Below are 14,388 nucleotides of genomic sequence, written 5' to 3'. Positions count from 1 at the left end.
TAGGTTCACCGGTACTTTTAACAAGTGGTGTAAAATACTCTTTACTGTAAAGGAGTATTTACACCACGATGTTTGACCGACCACGAACGCCGCCACACCTCGAATCGCTCCCCCACACCAGCCTGTCGCCCTCTACCAGCGACCATAACACACCGGCACCGAGAGTGATCGAATCATGACCGACCACGCGATCATCGCGGACGGACTGACGAAACAGTTCGGTAGCGAACACGCCGTTAACGATCTTTCTCTCTCGATCCCACAGGGAACCGTCTACGGATTCCTCGGTCCGAACGGGGCCGGGAAAACGACGACAATGCGAATGCTTATCGCACTTACCGAACCGACAGCCGGTACTGCACAAATTGCTGGCGTCCCGATCACAGATCGCGCCCGCCTCACGCAGCGAATCGGTTACCTCCCAGCGGAGCCACCAGTCTTCGACGAATTAACCGCCTGGGAACAACTCCGCCACGTCGCACGCCTCCACGGTATCCCCGACGACGAGGCTGACAGCCGGATCGAAACGCTGCTGGATCGCTTCGGTCTGCTCGCTGACGCCGACAAACGCATCGAATCCTACTCTACGGGGATGACCAAGAAAGTCGGTATCATCGCAGCGTTGTTCCACGACCCGGACGTGGTGCTCCTCGACGAGCCGACGAGTGGCCTCGATCCCCGTGCCGCACGCACCGTTCGGGACACGATCGCTGACCTTGTCACCCGCGAGATGACGGTTTTCCTGTCGACACACATTCTCCCGATTGTCGATGAGCTCGCGGACACCATCGGCGTCATCAACGACGGGACGCTCGTCGCAGAAGCCCCGCCCTCGGAGCTCAAATCCCAGGCAGACGAGTCACCCGATCTCGAAACCGCCTTCCTCGAGGTCACTGCCGAACGGGACACCACGAATGCTGAACAATCACAGCTGACCGACAGCGGTGCCATCGGCTCGGAGGGGGAGCCACATGTCCGATGAATCCACGAATCTTTCAGAACCGTCGTCGACGCCAGCGAGAACCAGCAGTCTCGGATCGCGTCAGCACGGCTCGTTCACGGGCGTTGTCCCGTCGCCAAGTCAGAGCTGGGAGATCGCCCGAATCGAGTTACTTCGTGGCTACCGGTGGGTGAGACATCAGGACTTCTGGCTTGTCTTCACCGCCCTCATTGGTCTTATGAGTGCGTTCTTCCTCGTACAAACGTTCGACGCTGCCCGATCTGTCGGGTCGGGGCTCGCTGCTGACGAGGCACTTCCAGCGTGGCTCGTGACCGCGACGGGTGTTCTCTGGGTGTTCCTGACGGTCCTGCTCGTTGGTGATGGGTTCGGGAGCAACGGCGACCTCGATAACGACGGGCAGTATCTTACGATTCGCCCGGCAGCCGACGTCGCCGGGGGGGTGTTGTTCGCAGCCGCCGCCAAGTTCTCGGTGTACACGATCGGACTCGGGCTTGCTGCTGCCGCAGGACTGGTCGCTGGGACCGGCTCACTCCTCCCGCTGCTCGGCATCACCGCCGCAGCGATCGGCATCCCAGCCACGGCCGCAGCAATCGGCTACCCGATCGGGTTCGCGCTCAAAGGATTCGTTCGTCGCTCGGAAAACCTCGGCCAACTCACGACCGTTTTCGGCGTCGTACTCGGCCTTACATACGTCACACTTTCTGTCACCGGCGAGTTGTTGACTGTCGTCGAGCGACTGGAGCCAGTCTTACAGTCCCCGCCGGTCGCGTGGTTCGGACACCTCGCACTTGTGACGACACCGAACGCCGGCGTCGATCTGACTGGCCCGCTTGTCCTGCTCGGACTCATGCCAGTCCTCGTTATTGGCGGAACTGTTCTTGCGGTTCCAGCGGCCCGATACGCGTGGCTGGCTGATACCGCTCGGACGAGTGCTGAAGAGGGACGGGAACTGCCGTCCGCCCCGGAGTCACGTGTCGATGCAGTACTTGCTGTTGTGTGTCGAGCACCCGCGACGCGCGGCATTGCTAGTACAACGCTTCGTCGGGCGGTCCGGTCGCCGTTCCAGTTCGTGTTCGTTGCGCCGCCGTTGGTGGCCGCGATCGTCTTCATTGAGGGAGCTGTGACCACAGGCTCGGTTCCCTGGTACGTGCCGTGGTTTGTCGTCTGGTACGGTGCGTGGGCTGCCGGGGCCGTGTTGCCGCTGAATCCACTGGGGAATCAGGGTTCGACACTCCCGACGCTGCTGACGGCTCCGGCACGTGGCCGACATGTCGTTCACGGGAACGTCACCGCGGCAGCACTCGTCGGTGTCCCCCTGACAGCAGTGGTGGCACTCGCTGCAGGCTATCTCGCTGGCAGTTCTCCGCCTGTGTTGGGGGCGCTCGGAGTTGCGAGTGTCGTCGCAGTCACTGGAAGTGCTGTGGTGGCGACCGGCATCGGCTCCATGTTCCCACGCTTTGACGCGGTTAGTTTCGATGGGTCCCGACGAGCGGTGCCGCCAAGCAAACGCGCATACAGTCTCTTTTCGTCGACGTTGAGCCTGATCGTCATCGCTGGTGCGTTCGTCGCTGATGAGACTGCGCGTGCGGTTGGTGCGGTACTCCTCTCACGGTGGCTTCCTTTCGGACTCGACATCAGTGTCGAAACGCTGGCAATCCTCAGTGGGATTGTACTCGTTGGTGGTGTTGTCGGTATCGCTGCCGCGTATCGGGTTGCGATTCAGCGCATCGAGGATTATCAAATCTAGTGGGGTCTGTCTGATGGAACCCGCAGCGAGCGCGCGCGGGTTCATTGACTTCCAGCAAAGGTGGATAGCCGTTGACACCGGTGGTTTTATTATTCTCGGTGTAAAGGTATCTTTACTGTAAAGCATTCTTTACGGGAAGAGTGCTTTACACAGACGAGGTCTGTTACGATGCACGATCGAAACTCCGTTCGACCCCGTTCAAAACACCGTAGTAGAAGCATGAAGCGGCGACAGTATCTCGCGGTTCTCGGGGTAGCTGGGGGTGCTGCCCTCGCCGGCTGTAGTGGCACTAGTGATGACGACCCTGCTACTAACGGAACCACCGACGATACCGAGTCAACTCCCCAACAGAACGATACGGAATCTGAACTGGAAGCAATCACACAGGATTTTCTGGAGGCGCTCATAGCAGAGTCCTTCGACGAAGCATACGACTACGCGTCCTCAGAATTCGCACAAAGCGTCCCACAGGACAACCTCGTTCAACAGTGGGAAGCGAATATCGTTCCATTAGGAGAGTTCAATCAGTTCACCTCCATCGACTACCAAGGCGAGGAACAAGGATTTGATGTCGTTAGCGCTCAGGCGGCGTTCGCCGACGGACGGGCCGAATTTTCGGTGCAGTACGACGAACAAGTCATCGAGGGATTCGTCTTCAACGTCGATACGTGGTCGCCGCCTGCGTACGTCGACGAATCGGTCTTTACAGAACAGGAAGTCACGCTGGCTGCGTCGAGTGACTGTGAGTTGGGAGCGACAGTAACGATTCCCGACACCAATGAGCCGGTCCCGGGCGTCGTACTCGTCCACGGAAGTGGCGATCAAGGCCGAGATCAACAGGTCGGCCCGAACAGGACCTTCAAAGAGATCGCGTGGGGACTGGCGACTCGCGGGGTCGCAGTGTTGCGGTACGACCAGCGACCAGTCGCGTGTGATATCGATCGGACAGAAGCGACCGTGGACGACCTGGTCACCGACGACGCAGTAACTGCCCTCGAACGTCTCCGTGAGTACGACCGAATCGAGGAGACGTTTGTCGCTGGCCACAGTCTGGGCGGGCGCCTCACCCCACGAATCGCGGCACAGGACGACGAACGGTCTGGCGTGATTATGCTTGCGCCACTCGCTGAACCGATTTCGGATGCGATTGTTCGACAGACCGGGTATCAGTTAGAACAAAATCCAAATCTCACAGACGAACAGCGCCAAGCCCAACTGGCACAGGTCGAAGCGTTAGCTGAGCGGATCCGAACGCTCGATATCGGCGACGACGAACTGATCAATCTCGGTGGCGGTGAACGTGGGAAACCGTTCTTCCGCACGCTACAGGAATACGATCACCTCGAGACAGCCGCCTCGCTCGATATCTCCCGATTCATCCTCCAGGGGGAACGCGACTATCTCGTGACGGTCGAAGACGATCTGGCCATCTGGGAGGAAGAGCTGGCGGGAGATCCCGAAGTCCAGATCAAACGGTACGTGACCCTCAATCACCGCTTCCAGCCCGGCGAGGGGATGGGGAGCCCATCGGAGTGGTCCGAACCGAACCCTGTTGCCAAGCAAGTCGTCGTCGATCTTGCAACGTTCATCACCGACCAATCACAAAACCCCTCATAATCCAATGGCTGCCGAGGAAAGCGTCTCGACATCAGAACGGCTGCTCTTTGCGATGCTTGTCGGAGCCGTATTTGGAGCGGCGTTCGGAACTGCAGTCCTCGAGGACAGTACACACGGAATCGAAGTCGGGTGTATGAAGAGCAAGGAGAATACCCGCGCCTTTAGGCGCGGGATGAATCTAACACTCTGACCGACACCCCCCGACGACGCTCCAGTCGGATATTCAACACCGGTCGCTGATTTTAATAAATATCAACGTATATGTTATCACATACCGCAGAACGATGCTGGAGACAACCCGAAGAATGAGCGTTCGTAGGTGAGTAGCCTCTGGGCCAAGCCTCAAGGCACTCGGCCTGCTCCGCCTGTAGAGACAGTTCGGACGGGGCATCTCGGACTAAGTGATGCCTCCCTCGTCGTGGGTTTGAAACATCCGGTTCCGTTGGAATACAATCGTTTAGATACAAAACTGTATGAAACAGTCAGTCGCTGAAGACTGCGGGCTATTCGATGTTTCTGCCTCTGAGACAGCCATCAAAGATTAATAAGTGTTGGGTGGCGGACAGGACTTATGGAAAAGCATCCGCAACCGCAACTAGGGACGAACGGAGATGTGATCTGGCACCGAGTGGGTGCATTCTTCATCGACTCGATTCTCATGGGGGTAATCTGGGTTCCCGTTATAGTCGCCGGGGCGGCCCTCGGCGATGTCGGTTTCCTCGTGCTGGCGTTCGTGGGCATAGTCGCAACATTGAGTTATGGGTTTCTAGTTGAGGGACTGTACGGCTACACGCCGGGGAAATACCGACTCGGACTAGTCGTTGTCAAGCCCGACGGTTCAAACTGTACGATCGGCGCGTCAATAGTACGGAACGTGTTATGGATCGTTGACGCACTCCCGACGTTCAACCTCATCGCAATGGTCGTAATACTGCTTATTGACGACAACCAACGGGTCGGCGACCTCGTTGCAGATACAGTCGTCGTCAAGCAACAGTAAGTCTGTGTTCAGACCCATGCCGGTGCGATGAACCCATACAGTATCGTTCCCATGCCCAAGATTTCGACGAACTGCGTCGCGCTACCGACGACAAGTGTCGGGATGGGAACCACCAGTGAGACGAGAAAGATGAGTCCAGGCCCTCCAAAGGTGAGGACAAACCCGGCTGCGATGTACAGCATCGGGCGGCTGTCGTTCCGGCTATATCCTTGGTAGGCGATGTATGCGATGACGAGTCCGATTCCGATCGTCACGTAATCTGAGAGCAGGAGCAGAAATTCGGCCGAGAGCGTGTTATTCAACTGTACGAGGATTGGATTATTCATCGTAAAGTCCCTCAATGAAGTTCGTAAATCGGTCTGCGGCGCGTTGCTGTGTCGTGACCGTCACCTCGAATTCACCGTCAACGAAGTCGATCGTCACACGATCCAGACTCGCTGCGTAAACCGTGTGATGGTGCCCATCCGGGTCTGGTTTTGTCTGTTCGACGAGTAAGCCACGGTCAGTTAATTCGTCGAGGCGGCGATAGACAGTAGCCCGTGATGCCGCACAGGCTTCGTTGAGTTCAGCTGCCGACATGGGTTCCTGGGTAGTCTCTTTGAGGATCGTCTGGACGCATTCGTCCCCGAGTAGCTGTGTGATCGCGTTGAGTCGATCCGACTGCCCCACGACATTCTGCTTGTTCAGCGTTGATTATAAAAACAGGCAGCGTCTCATCGAATGAGACCGTTCAGACGGATTCTTTATAACGGGGCCCGAATAGACGGATATGCTTGACGGAAGTTCCATTGCCATCGAATGGGTAGCAAGTGGTGTATTCATTACGCTTCTGGGAGTGCTCATCAAATTTGCTGGCTGGACATGGTTACTGGCAGGTTACAGCAAATCCTCCTCGAAGGTGCCTGACGACGTAGTGCAAGATATGGCAGGGAACACGATCCTCCGAGTCGGCATCGCCATCGTCGTATTCGGCATCCTCTCATCCGTAATGGACTTGCCGTCGTATGTCACTCTCGTGATCACGGCTGCGATCCTGCTAGCCGTCCTACGCCTGATTTACCGGCTGAACACGCAGCCACCACAACCGACGTGAACCACGAGAATCCTTGAAGCGTCCTGGTGATACTCATAGCAGGAACCGTATTTGTGCACTACTCGTCCTGATTTGGTTCGAATATCTCTTCGATACTACAGTCGAAGTGGTCAGCTAGCTTGAAGGCGAGTTCCAGTGACGGGTTGTATCGGTTTCGTTCGATCGCATTGATCGTCTGGCGGGTAACACCGAGGGCTTCGGCGAGTTCGCCTTGGCTGAGACCTTCGTCTTCCCGTCGTTCGGTGAGATCGTTCTTCATAGATTAGATGCGCCGTTTCGCAATTCCGAGACACACACCGTACAACAGGAAGAGCGCTGAGAGCGTGAGGATTACACCTGAAGCAATTCCTGTGATTTCGATGTAGTTACCAGCATCAAGGACGTAGAGTGCCGGTAGAATACTCAGACCGAAGACCATCGTGATCCCAACTAGGATTCCGCTGGCACGGTTGTGTAACTCCCAGTCTCTCTCATCTTGTAGTGTCGCCTCGCTCCACATCGGTGCAAGAACGGCAATCCCGCCAGCAATCCACACACCAAGTAGATAGATGAGTGTACCGACAAAGTGTTGATTGAGTATGAATCCAGCGAGTAGTCCGAGTATCGCTAGCCCGCCAATTCCGTATACGAGCCCCCGGTACCGCTGGCGAGTGAGCTTTGAGCTTGTGTTGGTGGCAGTCATAGCGTAACCCTCGTTCGGTGGTAAAATATGTTTTACATCAAGTCTTAAAACTGGCGATCATTCCTATACAGAACTGCCTTTGAGATGAAAACCATGACTACGGACGTTTGTTAGCGACCTCTCTTACCCGCATCGGACCGCGGCAGCGGCGAGCGGGGCGGGCCAGTACGTACATACCTGTCCAGGGGGCCATGTCGCTCGGTGGGCCATCTATAGTCCTGGCGGACTCAGAAAGGGCGAGGCCGCCTCGACCGTCCCCCGACCCCACAAGCGCCGCAGGCACGAGGCGCGCAGCGGCGGTCGTGGGACGTCGAGCGGCCGATGGCTTTTATCCAGTAGGTTGCCCGTCTCGACTGACAGCTATCTGTTGCAAGATGGCGAAGTAACTTAGATATCGATTCGCAACTATGCAACAGTATGCTCACTGAAAGTGAGGTTCGTTCCCTCACGGCCTTCCACGGTGAGTAGACGGTCTCTGAACTCGCAACGAATCTCGATCGGTGTCTCAGCTACACCTCAGAACTCGTTGAACGGCTAGAAACGGCTAGTTTCGTCAAGACAAGCCGACAGTGGAAAACAAAGCAGATTCGACTGTCGGACGCAAAGACGCTCGAGTTACTCGCAAGTCTCACACAGCAGTATTCACATATTGAGTGGCCGAAGCTGTTGTCAGGGGCAGCACTCCGCGTTTGCTACTACCTCGATCCCCCACGGACTGCAACCGATCTCGCACGCTACGCCGACGTCCACAGAAGTACCGTCCATCGTGCGCTTGCTCGAGAACTTGCTCACTACGATCATCGCCAGACCGTCGAACAGCACACTAACACCATATTCTGGAAGTCGCTCGATGAGTGACCTCTCACCGGAGACATTGTGCTGTCACATGCTCGTGATCGATTCAGGAGCACGAGCCCAGTCATACTGCTTCTCTTGCTCAGTCACGTCGATACCAACTGCGACGAGCTACGAGCACAGGCTGTCAAGTACGGCATCGACGACATCGTCGACGAACTCTGCCCGTATCTCGACACAAGCGGTGAGCAGCGGACGTCTCGACTTCCCGAGTGGGAGGACTTCCAAGAACTGGCTAAGGACTACGGGTGACAATATGAGAACGCGGTTTGACGGGTCGTATATTCGGTCGGAACTCGAACGTATCGGCTAGCAGCTAGACGAACCGCTTGCCGTCTTCGTAATCGGCGGTGGTTCGATGGCATTCCGTGGGCTCAAGGGCACGACCAAAGATTTCGATCTCATCGTCGTCGTCGTGATCCGGGAAAAGGCCATATTATTCAATAGCCCGTAGTTCCCAACTACTATTAGTTCAGTATGAGCCCGACCTCACCTTCTACTACCCATGCGTCCGTTCTACCTAGTTCGAAGACCATCGATATCCTCCATATCGAAGACGATCAGAGCTTTGCAGATCTTGTCGCTACGTTCCTCGAACGTGAACGCGAGAACTTTGCTGTACATACTGAAACGGTCCCTCGAGACGCGCTTACCACGCTCCAGGATGGTGATATCACGTTTGATTGCATCGTCAGCGACTACGACATGCCCGGATTAAACGGTCTTGAGGTCCTTCAACACGTCCGCGAAGAAAATCCCAATCTCCCGTTTATCCTCTTCACTGGGAAAGGGTCTGAAGAGATAGCGAGTGAAGCGATCACGGCGGGTGTCACGGAGTACCTCCAAAAGGGCGGTGGCACCGAACAGTACCAAGTGCTTGCTAACCGCATCCAGAACGCTGTCGAACACTATTGGGCCGAACGCTACCTCAATCGTGGCCTCGAAGCTATCGAAACCGCTCATGACGGGATCGCCATCCTGAACAAAGATGGTTACATTGAGTACTTGAACTCAGCGTATGCAGAGTTACTTGGCTATGAACGTGACGAACTGATTGATGTCCACTGGGAGACGCTCTACCATGACGAGGACGTCGATGAGATCTACGATCTACTGCTACCTGCTGCCAAGGATGGCCGCTGGCATGGCCAGACATCGTTCGTACGGAAGGATAGCACCAGGATCGACCTAGAACACACGCTCTCATTCACGGACGACGGTTCACTCATCTGCACGCTCTCGAATCTGACTACCGACGAGTCCGTTGAAACAGAATTGTCAATGAGAGAACGGGCGATGAACGAAGCACCTGTCGGCATCATCCTCACTAACCCTCATGCGGAGGACAATCCGATTATCTATGCAAACGACGAGTTCACCGATCTCACTGGTTACGAGAAAGACGAGGTTCTCGGGCGGAACTGCCGGTTCCTCCAGGGCGAGCAAACACGCGAAGAACCAGTCGCCGAACTTCGGAACGCAGTTGAGAAGAGGGAATCCGTCACTGTCGAACTCCGGAACTACCGTGCGGACGGTACCGAATTCTGGAACCGCGTTCGTATTGCACCGCTCTTTGACGACAACGGCGATATCGAGTATTTCGTCGGTTTCCAGGATGATGTGACGGGAAAGAAAACTCAAGAAGAGCAGTTACGCTCACAGACTGCACGGCTCGAAGCCCTCTTCGAACACTCCCCGGACATGATTGCCATCCACGACGCAAACGGTATCATCTGCGATGTCAACCAACGGTTGTGCGACGAACTCGGCTATACGGAGGACGAAGTTATCGGGAAACACGTTTGGGAGCTCGACATATCCTCCGACCCGGATCGTGCACGGTCGTTCTGGAACGACTTACCGACGAACACCCCGCAACGGTTCGAAGGTAAACTCGAACGGAAGGGCGGAACGACTGTTCCCGTTGAGGTTCATCTTATCCGTCTCGATCTGGACGGCAAAGACCGCTTCGTGGGAATGGACCGCGACATCACCGAACAGAAGCAGCAACAAAGAGAACTCATCGAGCAGAACGAACGTCTGAATCGCTTCACGAGCATCGTCAGCCACGATCTCCGGAACCCTATCCAACTCGCACAGGGGAGGCTCGAGTTACTCCAAGAGGAGTGTGACAGCGCCCACATAGCGGATATCGAGAACGCGCTCAGACGGATGGATGCACTCACTGACGATTTGCTAACACTCGCGCGGGTCGGTGACGAGGCAATGGAGACCGAAGGGGTCGTACTCGACGAAATTCTTCGAGAGAGTTGGGGTACAGTTGCAACAAAAGACGCAACACTCACTGTCGAAACGGATCGAATGGTTGCAGCTGACCGGGATCAGCTTAAGCAGTTATTTGAGAATTTGTTCCGGAATGCGGTTGAACACGCCGACGAGAACATAACAGTGACCATCGGTGAGACAGCTGACGGATTCTATGTCGAGGATAACGGTCCAGGAATCTCAGAGTCAGAGTACGACGAGATTTTCGAGGTCGGATACACGACGGTAGAGAATGGAACTGGATTCGGACTAAACATTGTCTCCCGCATTGTAGATGCACATGGCTGGACGATTACGATTACGGAGGGGTCCGAAGGTGGCGCTCGATTCGAAATTAGCCTTTAGAATAGTGGCTGTAACCGGGTTTCATCTTTGGTGGAGTGATTAGGTTTGTATCTGTCCTGAAGCTCCCGGTATGTTGTACAGTCCGTGCAGCTCTGGACCCTCCCAGTTTGGAAACCATTTCAGAAGAGAACGGAAACAACTGTCTAGCATTTCGAATTCAGCCAAAACAGTCATTCGATGGAAGGATGAGGATAGGGCATGGCCAACGATCGGAGTGGTTCAGGGTCGCAGCCGTCTCATCGATCACAACAGCGACTCCTTGCGTTGACGACCGATGACGACGTCGTCGACGGCAACTTCGAGCGTGCTGCTCGAACGATCACCGAAACTGCGACAGCCATTCTCGAGGTTCCGCGGGTCAGTATCTGGCTGTTCGAGGGCGATTGCCAGCGATTTCGTTGCGTCGATCAGTACGAGCAGTCGACCCAAACACACAGGTTGAGTTGCGAATGCCGGTGAAAGCGTTCACGGAATCGCCAGTTCTGACCGCTCTACAAACCGTTCACCATCGGATTCACTCGGAAGTACTCCTCAGGAAACAGAGATGTCAACGAAAGGCTGTAGAAACACCGTGAAAAACCAGTCGCTACCTACTGTTGGCACTCAGGATACGCTGGCCCGGAACGGGTTTCACAGGAGTGTGCTCGATTCCTCTTCCAACCACTCCTCAAGACCATTTTCCAACCAATCTGTGAACCGAGAGAGTTTGATCCTCGGCTTTTTCCGAGTCTCAATCACCCCGATTCGCTCCTGCGTCAAGAAATCGACGAGCAACCACATGTTATAGACGATACAACCAAACGCGAAGTGGAACCACCGTACCTCAAACTCCTTCGATGTCGTCCATGAAGCTGCCTGTTTAACTGAGAGAGCGGGATTTTGTGAGATCGGCAAAACTCCGAGAGCGGCCGCGGAAGCTGCTCCTTGCATGAGTGTTGGACCGAGCTCGTTCCCGCTGTAGAGGACGAACCCGGTCCACGCCACGAACCACCCGGCGATGAAAGCAACTGCCCAGCGGACAGCAGCAGGGTCCAAGCTACGGTTTTGAAAGTCCTCCCACGGGAAATCGTCAGCCATCTCAGTTCGCGGTGGCGCTCAGTTGTGAGTCGTCGCTGAATTCATCGAACAGATCCACTACACGCTGGTGAATGTCGTCTCGAATCGACCGTACCGTGTCGATGTCCTCTCCATCTGAAATCGGCTAGGTAGGATTCGTCATGCATAATTACTCTCGAAACTTAATTTGACAGTCCAAATTTCGCAGTGAGCCGTGCATGCGAATCTCACTACCTATAATAAGATTGAAAGAGCCGTCCGCTGGTGGGTGTTCACTGCGTTCCGGCTGGATCCTCGTAGTTCTGATACAACGTTTTGATCTTCGTGTACTTCAAGAGACCGTACTTGCCGTCCTCCCCATCGTTACCACCGAGGCCGGAGTTGTTCCAACCGATGTGATGGCCCTGTGCCTCCTCGCCGAGCGTCCGGTTGATGTATGTCTCGCCGAATTCGAGCTCATCGGCGATGCGGTTGACGAGCCGGTAGTTGTTGGTAAACAGATACGAAGAGAGTCCGTACTCCGAGTCGTTTGCGTATTCGAGCGCTTGGTCCATCGAGTCGATTTCGATGATGGGGCTGACAGGACCGAAGACCTCCTCTTGGATGATCTCCATGTCTTGGGTGACATCGGTGAGCACCGTCGGGGTGTACCAGTAGCCGTTTTCGAACTCCTCGCCCTCGGGCGGGTTCCCGCCGGTGAGAACGCGTGCGCCCTCGGCGGTCGCTGTTTCGACCGCCTGGTGAGTGCTTTCGAGTTCGCCCTCGCTGACCTGTGGTCCGATGTCCGGGTCGTCTCGGGGATCGCCGATAGTAATGTCCTCGGCGGCGGCGACGTACTTCTCGGTGAACTCCTCGGCGACTTCGGAGTGGACGTAGATGCGCTCGGCACACGTACATATCTGGCCGGTGTTCGATACCCGTGCGGTGATGAGGTCCTCGACGGCCGCATCGAGGTCGGCGTCCTTCCAGACGATTGCCGGTGCCTTCCCGCCGAGTTCGAGCGAGGCGGGGATGAGCGACTCGGCGGCCGTCTGGGCGATCTGTCGGCCAACGCCGGTGCTTCCGGTCATCGAAACCATATCGACGTTCCCGTCGCTCACCATCGAGTCGCCGAGGTCGGAGCCGTGGCCGGTGAGGAAGTTGAGCACGCCGTCAGGGAGGTCAACTTCCTCGTCGATGAGTTCGACCAACCGATGAGTCGCAAGCGGCGTGTTCGAACTCGGCTTTGCGACGACTGTGTTGCCGGTGACCAGTGCTGGGGCGACCTTCCGAATGAATATCCAGACCGGGAAATTCCACGGGACGATGCAACTGACGACACCGTGTGGGTGGCGTTCGATGGTGACTTTCTCACTTTGAGAGTTGGCCGGAAGAACATCGCCCTCGATGCGGCGTCCGCCACCGACGGCGTAGTCGCCGATTTCGAGCGCGAAGTCCAACTCGTCTTGGGCTGCGGAGGTCGGCTTGCCGACTTCGGCTGTGAGCAACGATGCCAACTCGTCGCGGTGCTCCCGGACGACGGTGAGGATGTCGTCAATCAACTCGGCACGCTCGGGTGCGGACCGAAGCCCCCAGTCCGACTGTGCTGCTGCCGCCGCCTCCGCGGCAGCCGCGACCTCCGTGTCGCCGGCCGCTGGAACCTCGCCGAGAACGTTCTCGGTCGAAGGGTCGTACACTGTGATCGTCTCGTCCGTCGCTACTGTCTCCCAGCTTCCGTCGATATAGACCTGATCTACCATGGATGGGCACCCGTTCCAAGCGTCGAGCTACCATGCGCGACCATTGCTCGTATGCTATTGTTCATTGCAAGCTAGCCACCGGGATATGCGCTTAAATGGCTGCTGCAGGCTAGCTACCGGGATATGCACTTAAATGGCTGATACTCCCGGCAGAAACTCCTGAAAGTGAGCGCGACTATCGGTTCTTCAACTTCGCGTGACTGCGTCGAGGACCTCTGCTTTCGTGAGATTCTCATCGAGAAGTTTGCGCGCCGTCTCGGCGGTGATATCGAGGCGGGTCGCAAGCGCGTTTTGCTGTGCTTCGGTTTCGACGAACTCTTCGAACGCGAGCAGTTCCGCTGAATCGTCGTTCATCGCCTGCTGGATGAAGGTCTGATCCTCGAGTTCCTAGTCAATCACGCGCTTTTCGAACTCGTCTGCAACCACGTGGAGTGGATAGGTACCGTGTTGGCCATTCTCCGAGATGGAAACAGATCTGAGACGGATCTCGGCGGTTTCACCGGCGAGAGGTTTCCGTACATAGTCCGAATCGCTTTTCGTTATTCAGCCTTACAGGTCGTTGTAAGAGCTCGCGTAAACGACCTGCTTCGGATTCACACGACTATGACACAAACCACACTTGAGAGAGGTCCAGTTAGAGAACTTCTCCGATCAACCACATGGCTCAACCTGATTCTCTCCATACAGTTAGTCGTCGGACTCGCTTACGCGTATGTCACGGGTGACATCGGAAGCCGACTCTCACATTTTGTCATCCCGTTCGTTTGGTTAACCGTCTCTGCGTGGGTTATCTGGCACACCCGTCCCACTCCGACACGACGGTTATTTCATATCGGTTCTGCTCTCATTGCCGTTGTTTACCAGAATTGAGGCGAGAATGCCCCTCCCTCAAGAGCGAGTATTGCGAGCGAGTAGGGAGGGGATGAATCGCCGCACGACAGTACAAGCCATTAAGTGAACACATCTCTAATCAAGGGATAGCGATGGAGTACAGTCACCGCTATCCC

15 protein-coding genes and 1 pseudogene are annotated in these 14,388 nt (G+C 56.0%); 9 read left to right on the top strand and 7 right to left on the bottom strand.

What is annotated here, in order from left to right:
• Positions 1 to 175 precede the first annotated feature (175 nt).
• The 5 genes from C489_RS18605 to C489_RS18585 all read left to right on the top strand — a co-directional run bounded on the left by C489_RS18605 (position 176) and on the right by C489_RS18585 (position 5,325).
• Complete coding sequence (locus C489_RS18605) at positions 176 to 982, top strand: ABC transporter ATP-binding protein (protein ID WP_006432913.1); 807 nt, start codon at positions 176 to 178, stop codon at positions 980 to 982.
• A complete protein-coding gene (locus tag C489_RS18600) occupies positions 972 to 2,708 on the top strand; it encodes a hypothetical protein (protein ID WP_083902847.1) in 1,737 nt (578 codons plus the stop codon). The genes C489_RS18605 and C489_RS18600 overlap by 11 nt, the downstream gene beginning before the upstream one ends.
• A 219-nt stretch (positions 2,709 to 2,927) precedes the next feature.
• On the top strand, positions 2,928 to 4,325 hold the full coding sequence (locus C489_RS18595) for an alpha/beta hydrolase (RefSeq protein ID WP_006432911.1): 1,398 nt from the start codon (positions 2,928 to 2,930) through the stop codon (positions 4,323 to 4,325).
• Between the two features lie 4 nt (positions 4,326 to 4,329).
• On the top strand, positions 4,330 to 4,515 hold the full coding sequence (locus tag C489_RS18590) for a hypothetical protein (protein ID WP_006432910.1): 186 nt from the start codon (positions 4,330 to 4,332) through the stop codon (positions 4,513 to 4,515).
• A gap of 381 nt (positions 4,516 to 4,896) precedes the next feature.
• Positions 4,897 to 5,325: an RDD family protein gene (locus tag C489_RS18585; RefSeq protein ID WP_083902846.1), complete on the top strand. Its 429-nt coding sequence runs from the start codon at positions 4,897 to 4,899 to the stop codon at positions 5,323 to 5,325.
• Positions 5,326 to 5,333: 8 nt separating this feature from the next.
• On the opposite strand, the gene C489_RS18580 is transcribed toward C489_RS18585, so the two are convergent.
• Positions 5,334 to 5,651 (bottom strand): DUF7521 family protein, encoded by a 318-nt coding sequence (locus C489_RS18580; RefSeq protein WP_006432908.1) that lies wholly within the window; start codon positions 5,649 to 5,651, stop codon positions 5,334 to 5,336.
• On the bottom strand, positions 5,644 to 5,994 hold the full coding sequence (locus C489_RS18575) for a winged helix-turn-helix domain-containing protein (RefSeq protein WP_006432907.1): 351 nt from the start codon (positions 5,992 to 5,994) through the stop codon (positions 5,644 to 5,646). The genes C489_RS18580 and C489_RS18575 overlap by 8 nt, the downstream gene beginning before the upstream one ends.
• Before the next feature lie 100 nt (positions 5,995 to 6,094).
• Between C489_RS18575 and C489_RS18570 the strand changes: the two genes are divergently transcribed.
• A complete protein-coding gene (locus tag C489_RS18570; protein ID WP_006432906.1) occupies positions 6,095 to 6,418 on the top strand; it encodes a DUF3784 domain-containing protein in 324 nt (107 codons plus the stop codon).
• Between the two features lie 58 nt (positions 6,419 to 6,476).
• Here C489_RS18570 and C489_RS18565 read toward each other — a convergent pair whose 3' ends face one another.
• A complete protein-coding gene (locus C489_RS18565) occupies positions 6,477 to 6,677 on the bottom strand; it encodes a helix-turn-helix transcriptional regulator (protein WP_006432905.1) in 201 nt (66 codons plus the stop codon).
• 3 nt (positions 6,678 to 6,680) lie between these two features.
• The gene (locus C489_RS18560; RefSeq protein ID WP_006432904.1) at positions 6,681 to 7,100 is read right to left on the bottom strand and encodes a hypothetical protein; all 420 of its coding nucleotides are present in this window, start codon (positions 7,098 to 7,100) and stop codon (positions 6,681 to 6,683) included.
• A 417-nt stretch (positions 7,101 to 7,517) separates the two neighbouring features.
• Between C489_RS18560 and C489_RS23130 the strand changes: the two are divergent.
• Positions 7,518 to 8,207, top strand: a pseudogene (locus C489_RS23130) (transcriptional regulator TrmB).
• 225 nt (positions 8,208 to 8,432) lie between these two features.
• A complete protein-coding gene (locus C489_RS18555) occupies positions 8,433 to 10,586 on the top strand; it encodes a PAS domain S-box protein (protein WP_006432901.1) in 2,154 nt (717 codons plus the stop codon).
• A gap of 630 nt (positions 10,587 to 11,216) precedes the next feature.
• Here C489_RS18555 and C489_RS22765 read toward each other — a convergent pair.
• The 3 genes from C489_RS22765 to C489_RS23125 form a co-directional block, all read right to left on the bottom strand.
• A complete protein-coding gene (locus C489_RS22765) occupies positions 11,217 to 11,663 on the bottom strand; it encodes a hypothetical protein (RefSeq protein ID WP_006432898.1) in 447 nt (148 codons plus the stop codon).
• Positions 11,664 to 11,914: 251 nt separating this feature from the next.
• Positions 11,915 to 13,381, bottom strand: a complete 1,467-nt coding sequence (locus C489_RS18540; protein ID WP_006432896.1) for an aldehyde dehydrogenase family protein — start codon at positions 13,379 to 13,381, stop codon at positions 11,915 to 11,917.
• A gap of 186 nt (positions 13,382 to 13,567) precedes the next feature.
• On the bottom strand, positions 13,568 to 13,735 hold the full coding sequence (locus C489_RS23125; protein ID WP_006432895.1) for a hypothetical protein: 168 nt from the start codon (positions 13,733 to 13,735) through the stop codon (positions 13,568 to 13,570).
• Between the two features lie 249 nt (positions 13,736 to 13,984).
• Between C489_RS23125 and C489_RS23260 the strand changes: the two genes are divergently transcribed.
• On the top strand, positions 13,985 to 14,251 hold the full coding sequence (locus C489_RS23260; protein WP_449289386.1) for a DUF7546 family protein: 267 nt from the start codon (positions 13,985 to 13,987) through the stop codon (positions 14,249 to 14,251).
• Positions 14,252 to 14,388: the final 137 nt, after the last annotated feature.

It is taken from the genome of Natrinema versiforme JCM 10478 (assembly GCF_000337195.1).
GTDB classification, from domain to species: domain Archaea; phylum Halobacteriota; class Halobacteria; order Halobacteriales; family Natrialbaceae; genus Natrinema; species Natrinema versiforme.
The sequence above is the reverse complement of the archived record's forward strand: the minus strand, read 5'-3'. Positions and strand labels throughout refer to the sequence as shown.

Excerpts from the sequence above, each read along its gene's own strand:
- C489_RS18605 (WP_006432913.1), top strand. The coding sequence starts at position 176 with ATGACCGACCACGCGATCATCGCGGACGGACTGACGAAACAGTTCGGT.
- C489_RS18600 (WP_083902847.1), top strand. The coding sequence starts at position 972 with ATGTCCGATGAATCCACGAATCTTTCAGAACCGTCGTCGACGCCAGCG.
- C489_RS18595 (WP_006432911.1), top strand. The coding sequence starts at position 2,928 with ATGAAGCGGCGACAGTATCTCGCGGTTCTCGGGGTAGCTGGGGGTGCT.
- C489_RS18590 (WP_006432910.1), top strand. The coding sequence starts at position 4,330 with ATGGCTGCCGAGGAAAGCGTCTCGACATCAGAACGGCTGCTCTTTGCG.
- C489_RS18585 (WP_083902846.1), top strand. The coding sequence starts at position 4,897 with ATGGAAAAGCATCCGCAACCGCAACTAGGGACGAACGGAGATGTGATC.
- C489_RS18580 (WP_006432908.1), bottom strand. The coding sequence starts at position 5,651 with ATGAATAATCCAATCCTCGTACAGTTGAATAACACGCTCTCGGCCGAA.
- C489_RS18570 (WP_006432906.1), top strand. The coding sequence starts at position 6,095 with ATGCTTGACGGAAGTTCCATTGCCATCGAATGGGTAGCAAGTGGTGTA.
- C489_RS18565 (WP_006432905.1), bottom strand. The coding sequence starts at position 6,677 with ATGAAGAACGATCTCACCGAACGACGGGAAGACGAAGGTCTCAGCCAA.
- C489_RS18560 (WP_006432904.1), bottom strand. The coding sequence starts at position 7,100 with ATGACTGCCACCAACACAAGCTCAAAGCTCACTCGCCAGCGGTACCGG.
- C489_RS18555 (WP_006432901.1), top strand. The coding sequence starts at position 8,433 with ATGAGCCCGACCTCACCTTCTACTACCCATGCGTCCGTTCTACCTAGT.
- C489_RS22765 (WP_006432898.1), bottom strand. The coding sequence starts at position 11,663 with ATGGCTGACGATTTCCCGTGGGAGGACTTTCAAAACCGTAGCTTGGAC.
- C489_RS18540 (WP_006432896.1), bottom strand. The coding sequence starts at position 13,381 with ATGGTAGATCAGGTCTATATCGACGGAAGCTGGGAGACAGTAGCGACG.
- C489_RS23125 (WP_006432895.1), bottom strand. The coding sequence starts at position 13,735 with ATGAACGACGATTCAGCGGAACTGCTCGCGTTCGAAGAGTTCGTCGAA.
- C489_RS23260 (WP_449289386.1), top strand. The coding sequence starts at position 13,985 with ATGACACAAACCACACTTGAGAGAGGTCCAGTTAGAGAACTTCTCCGA.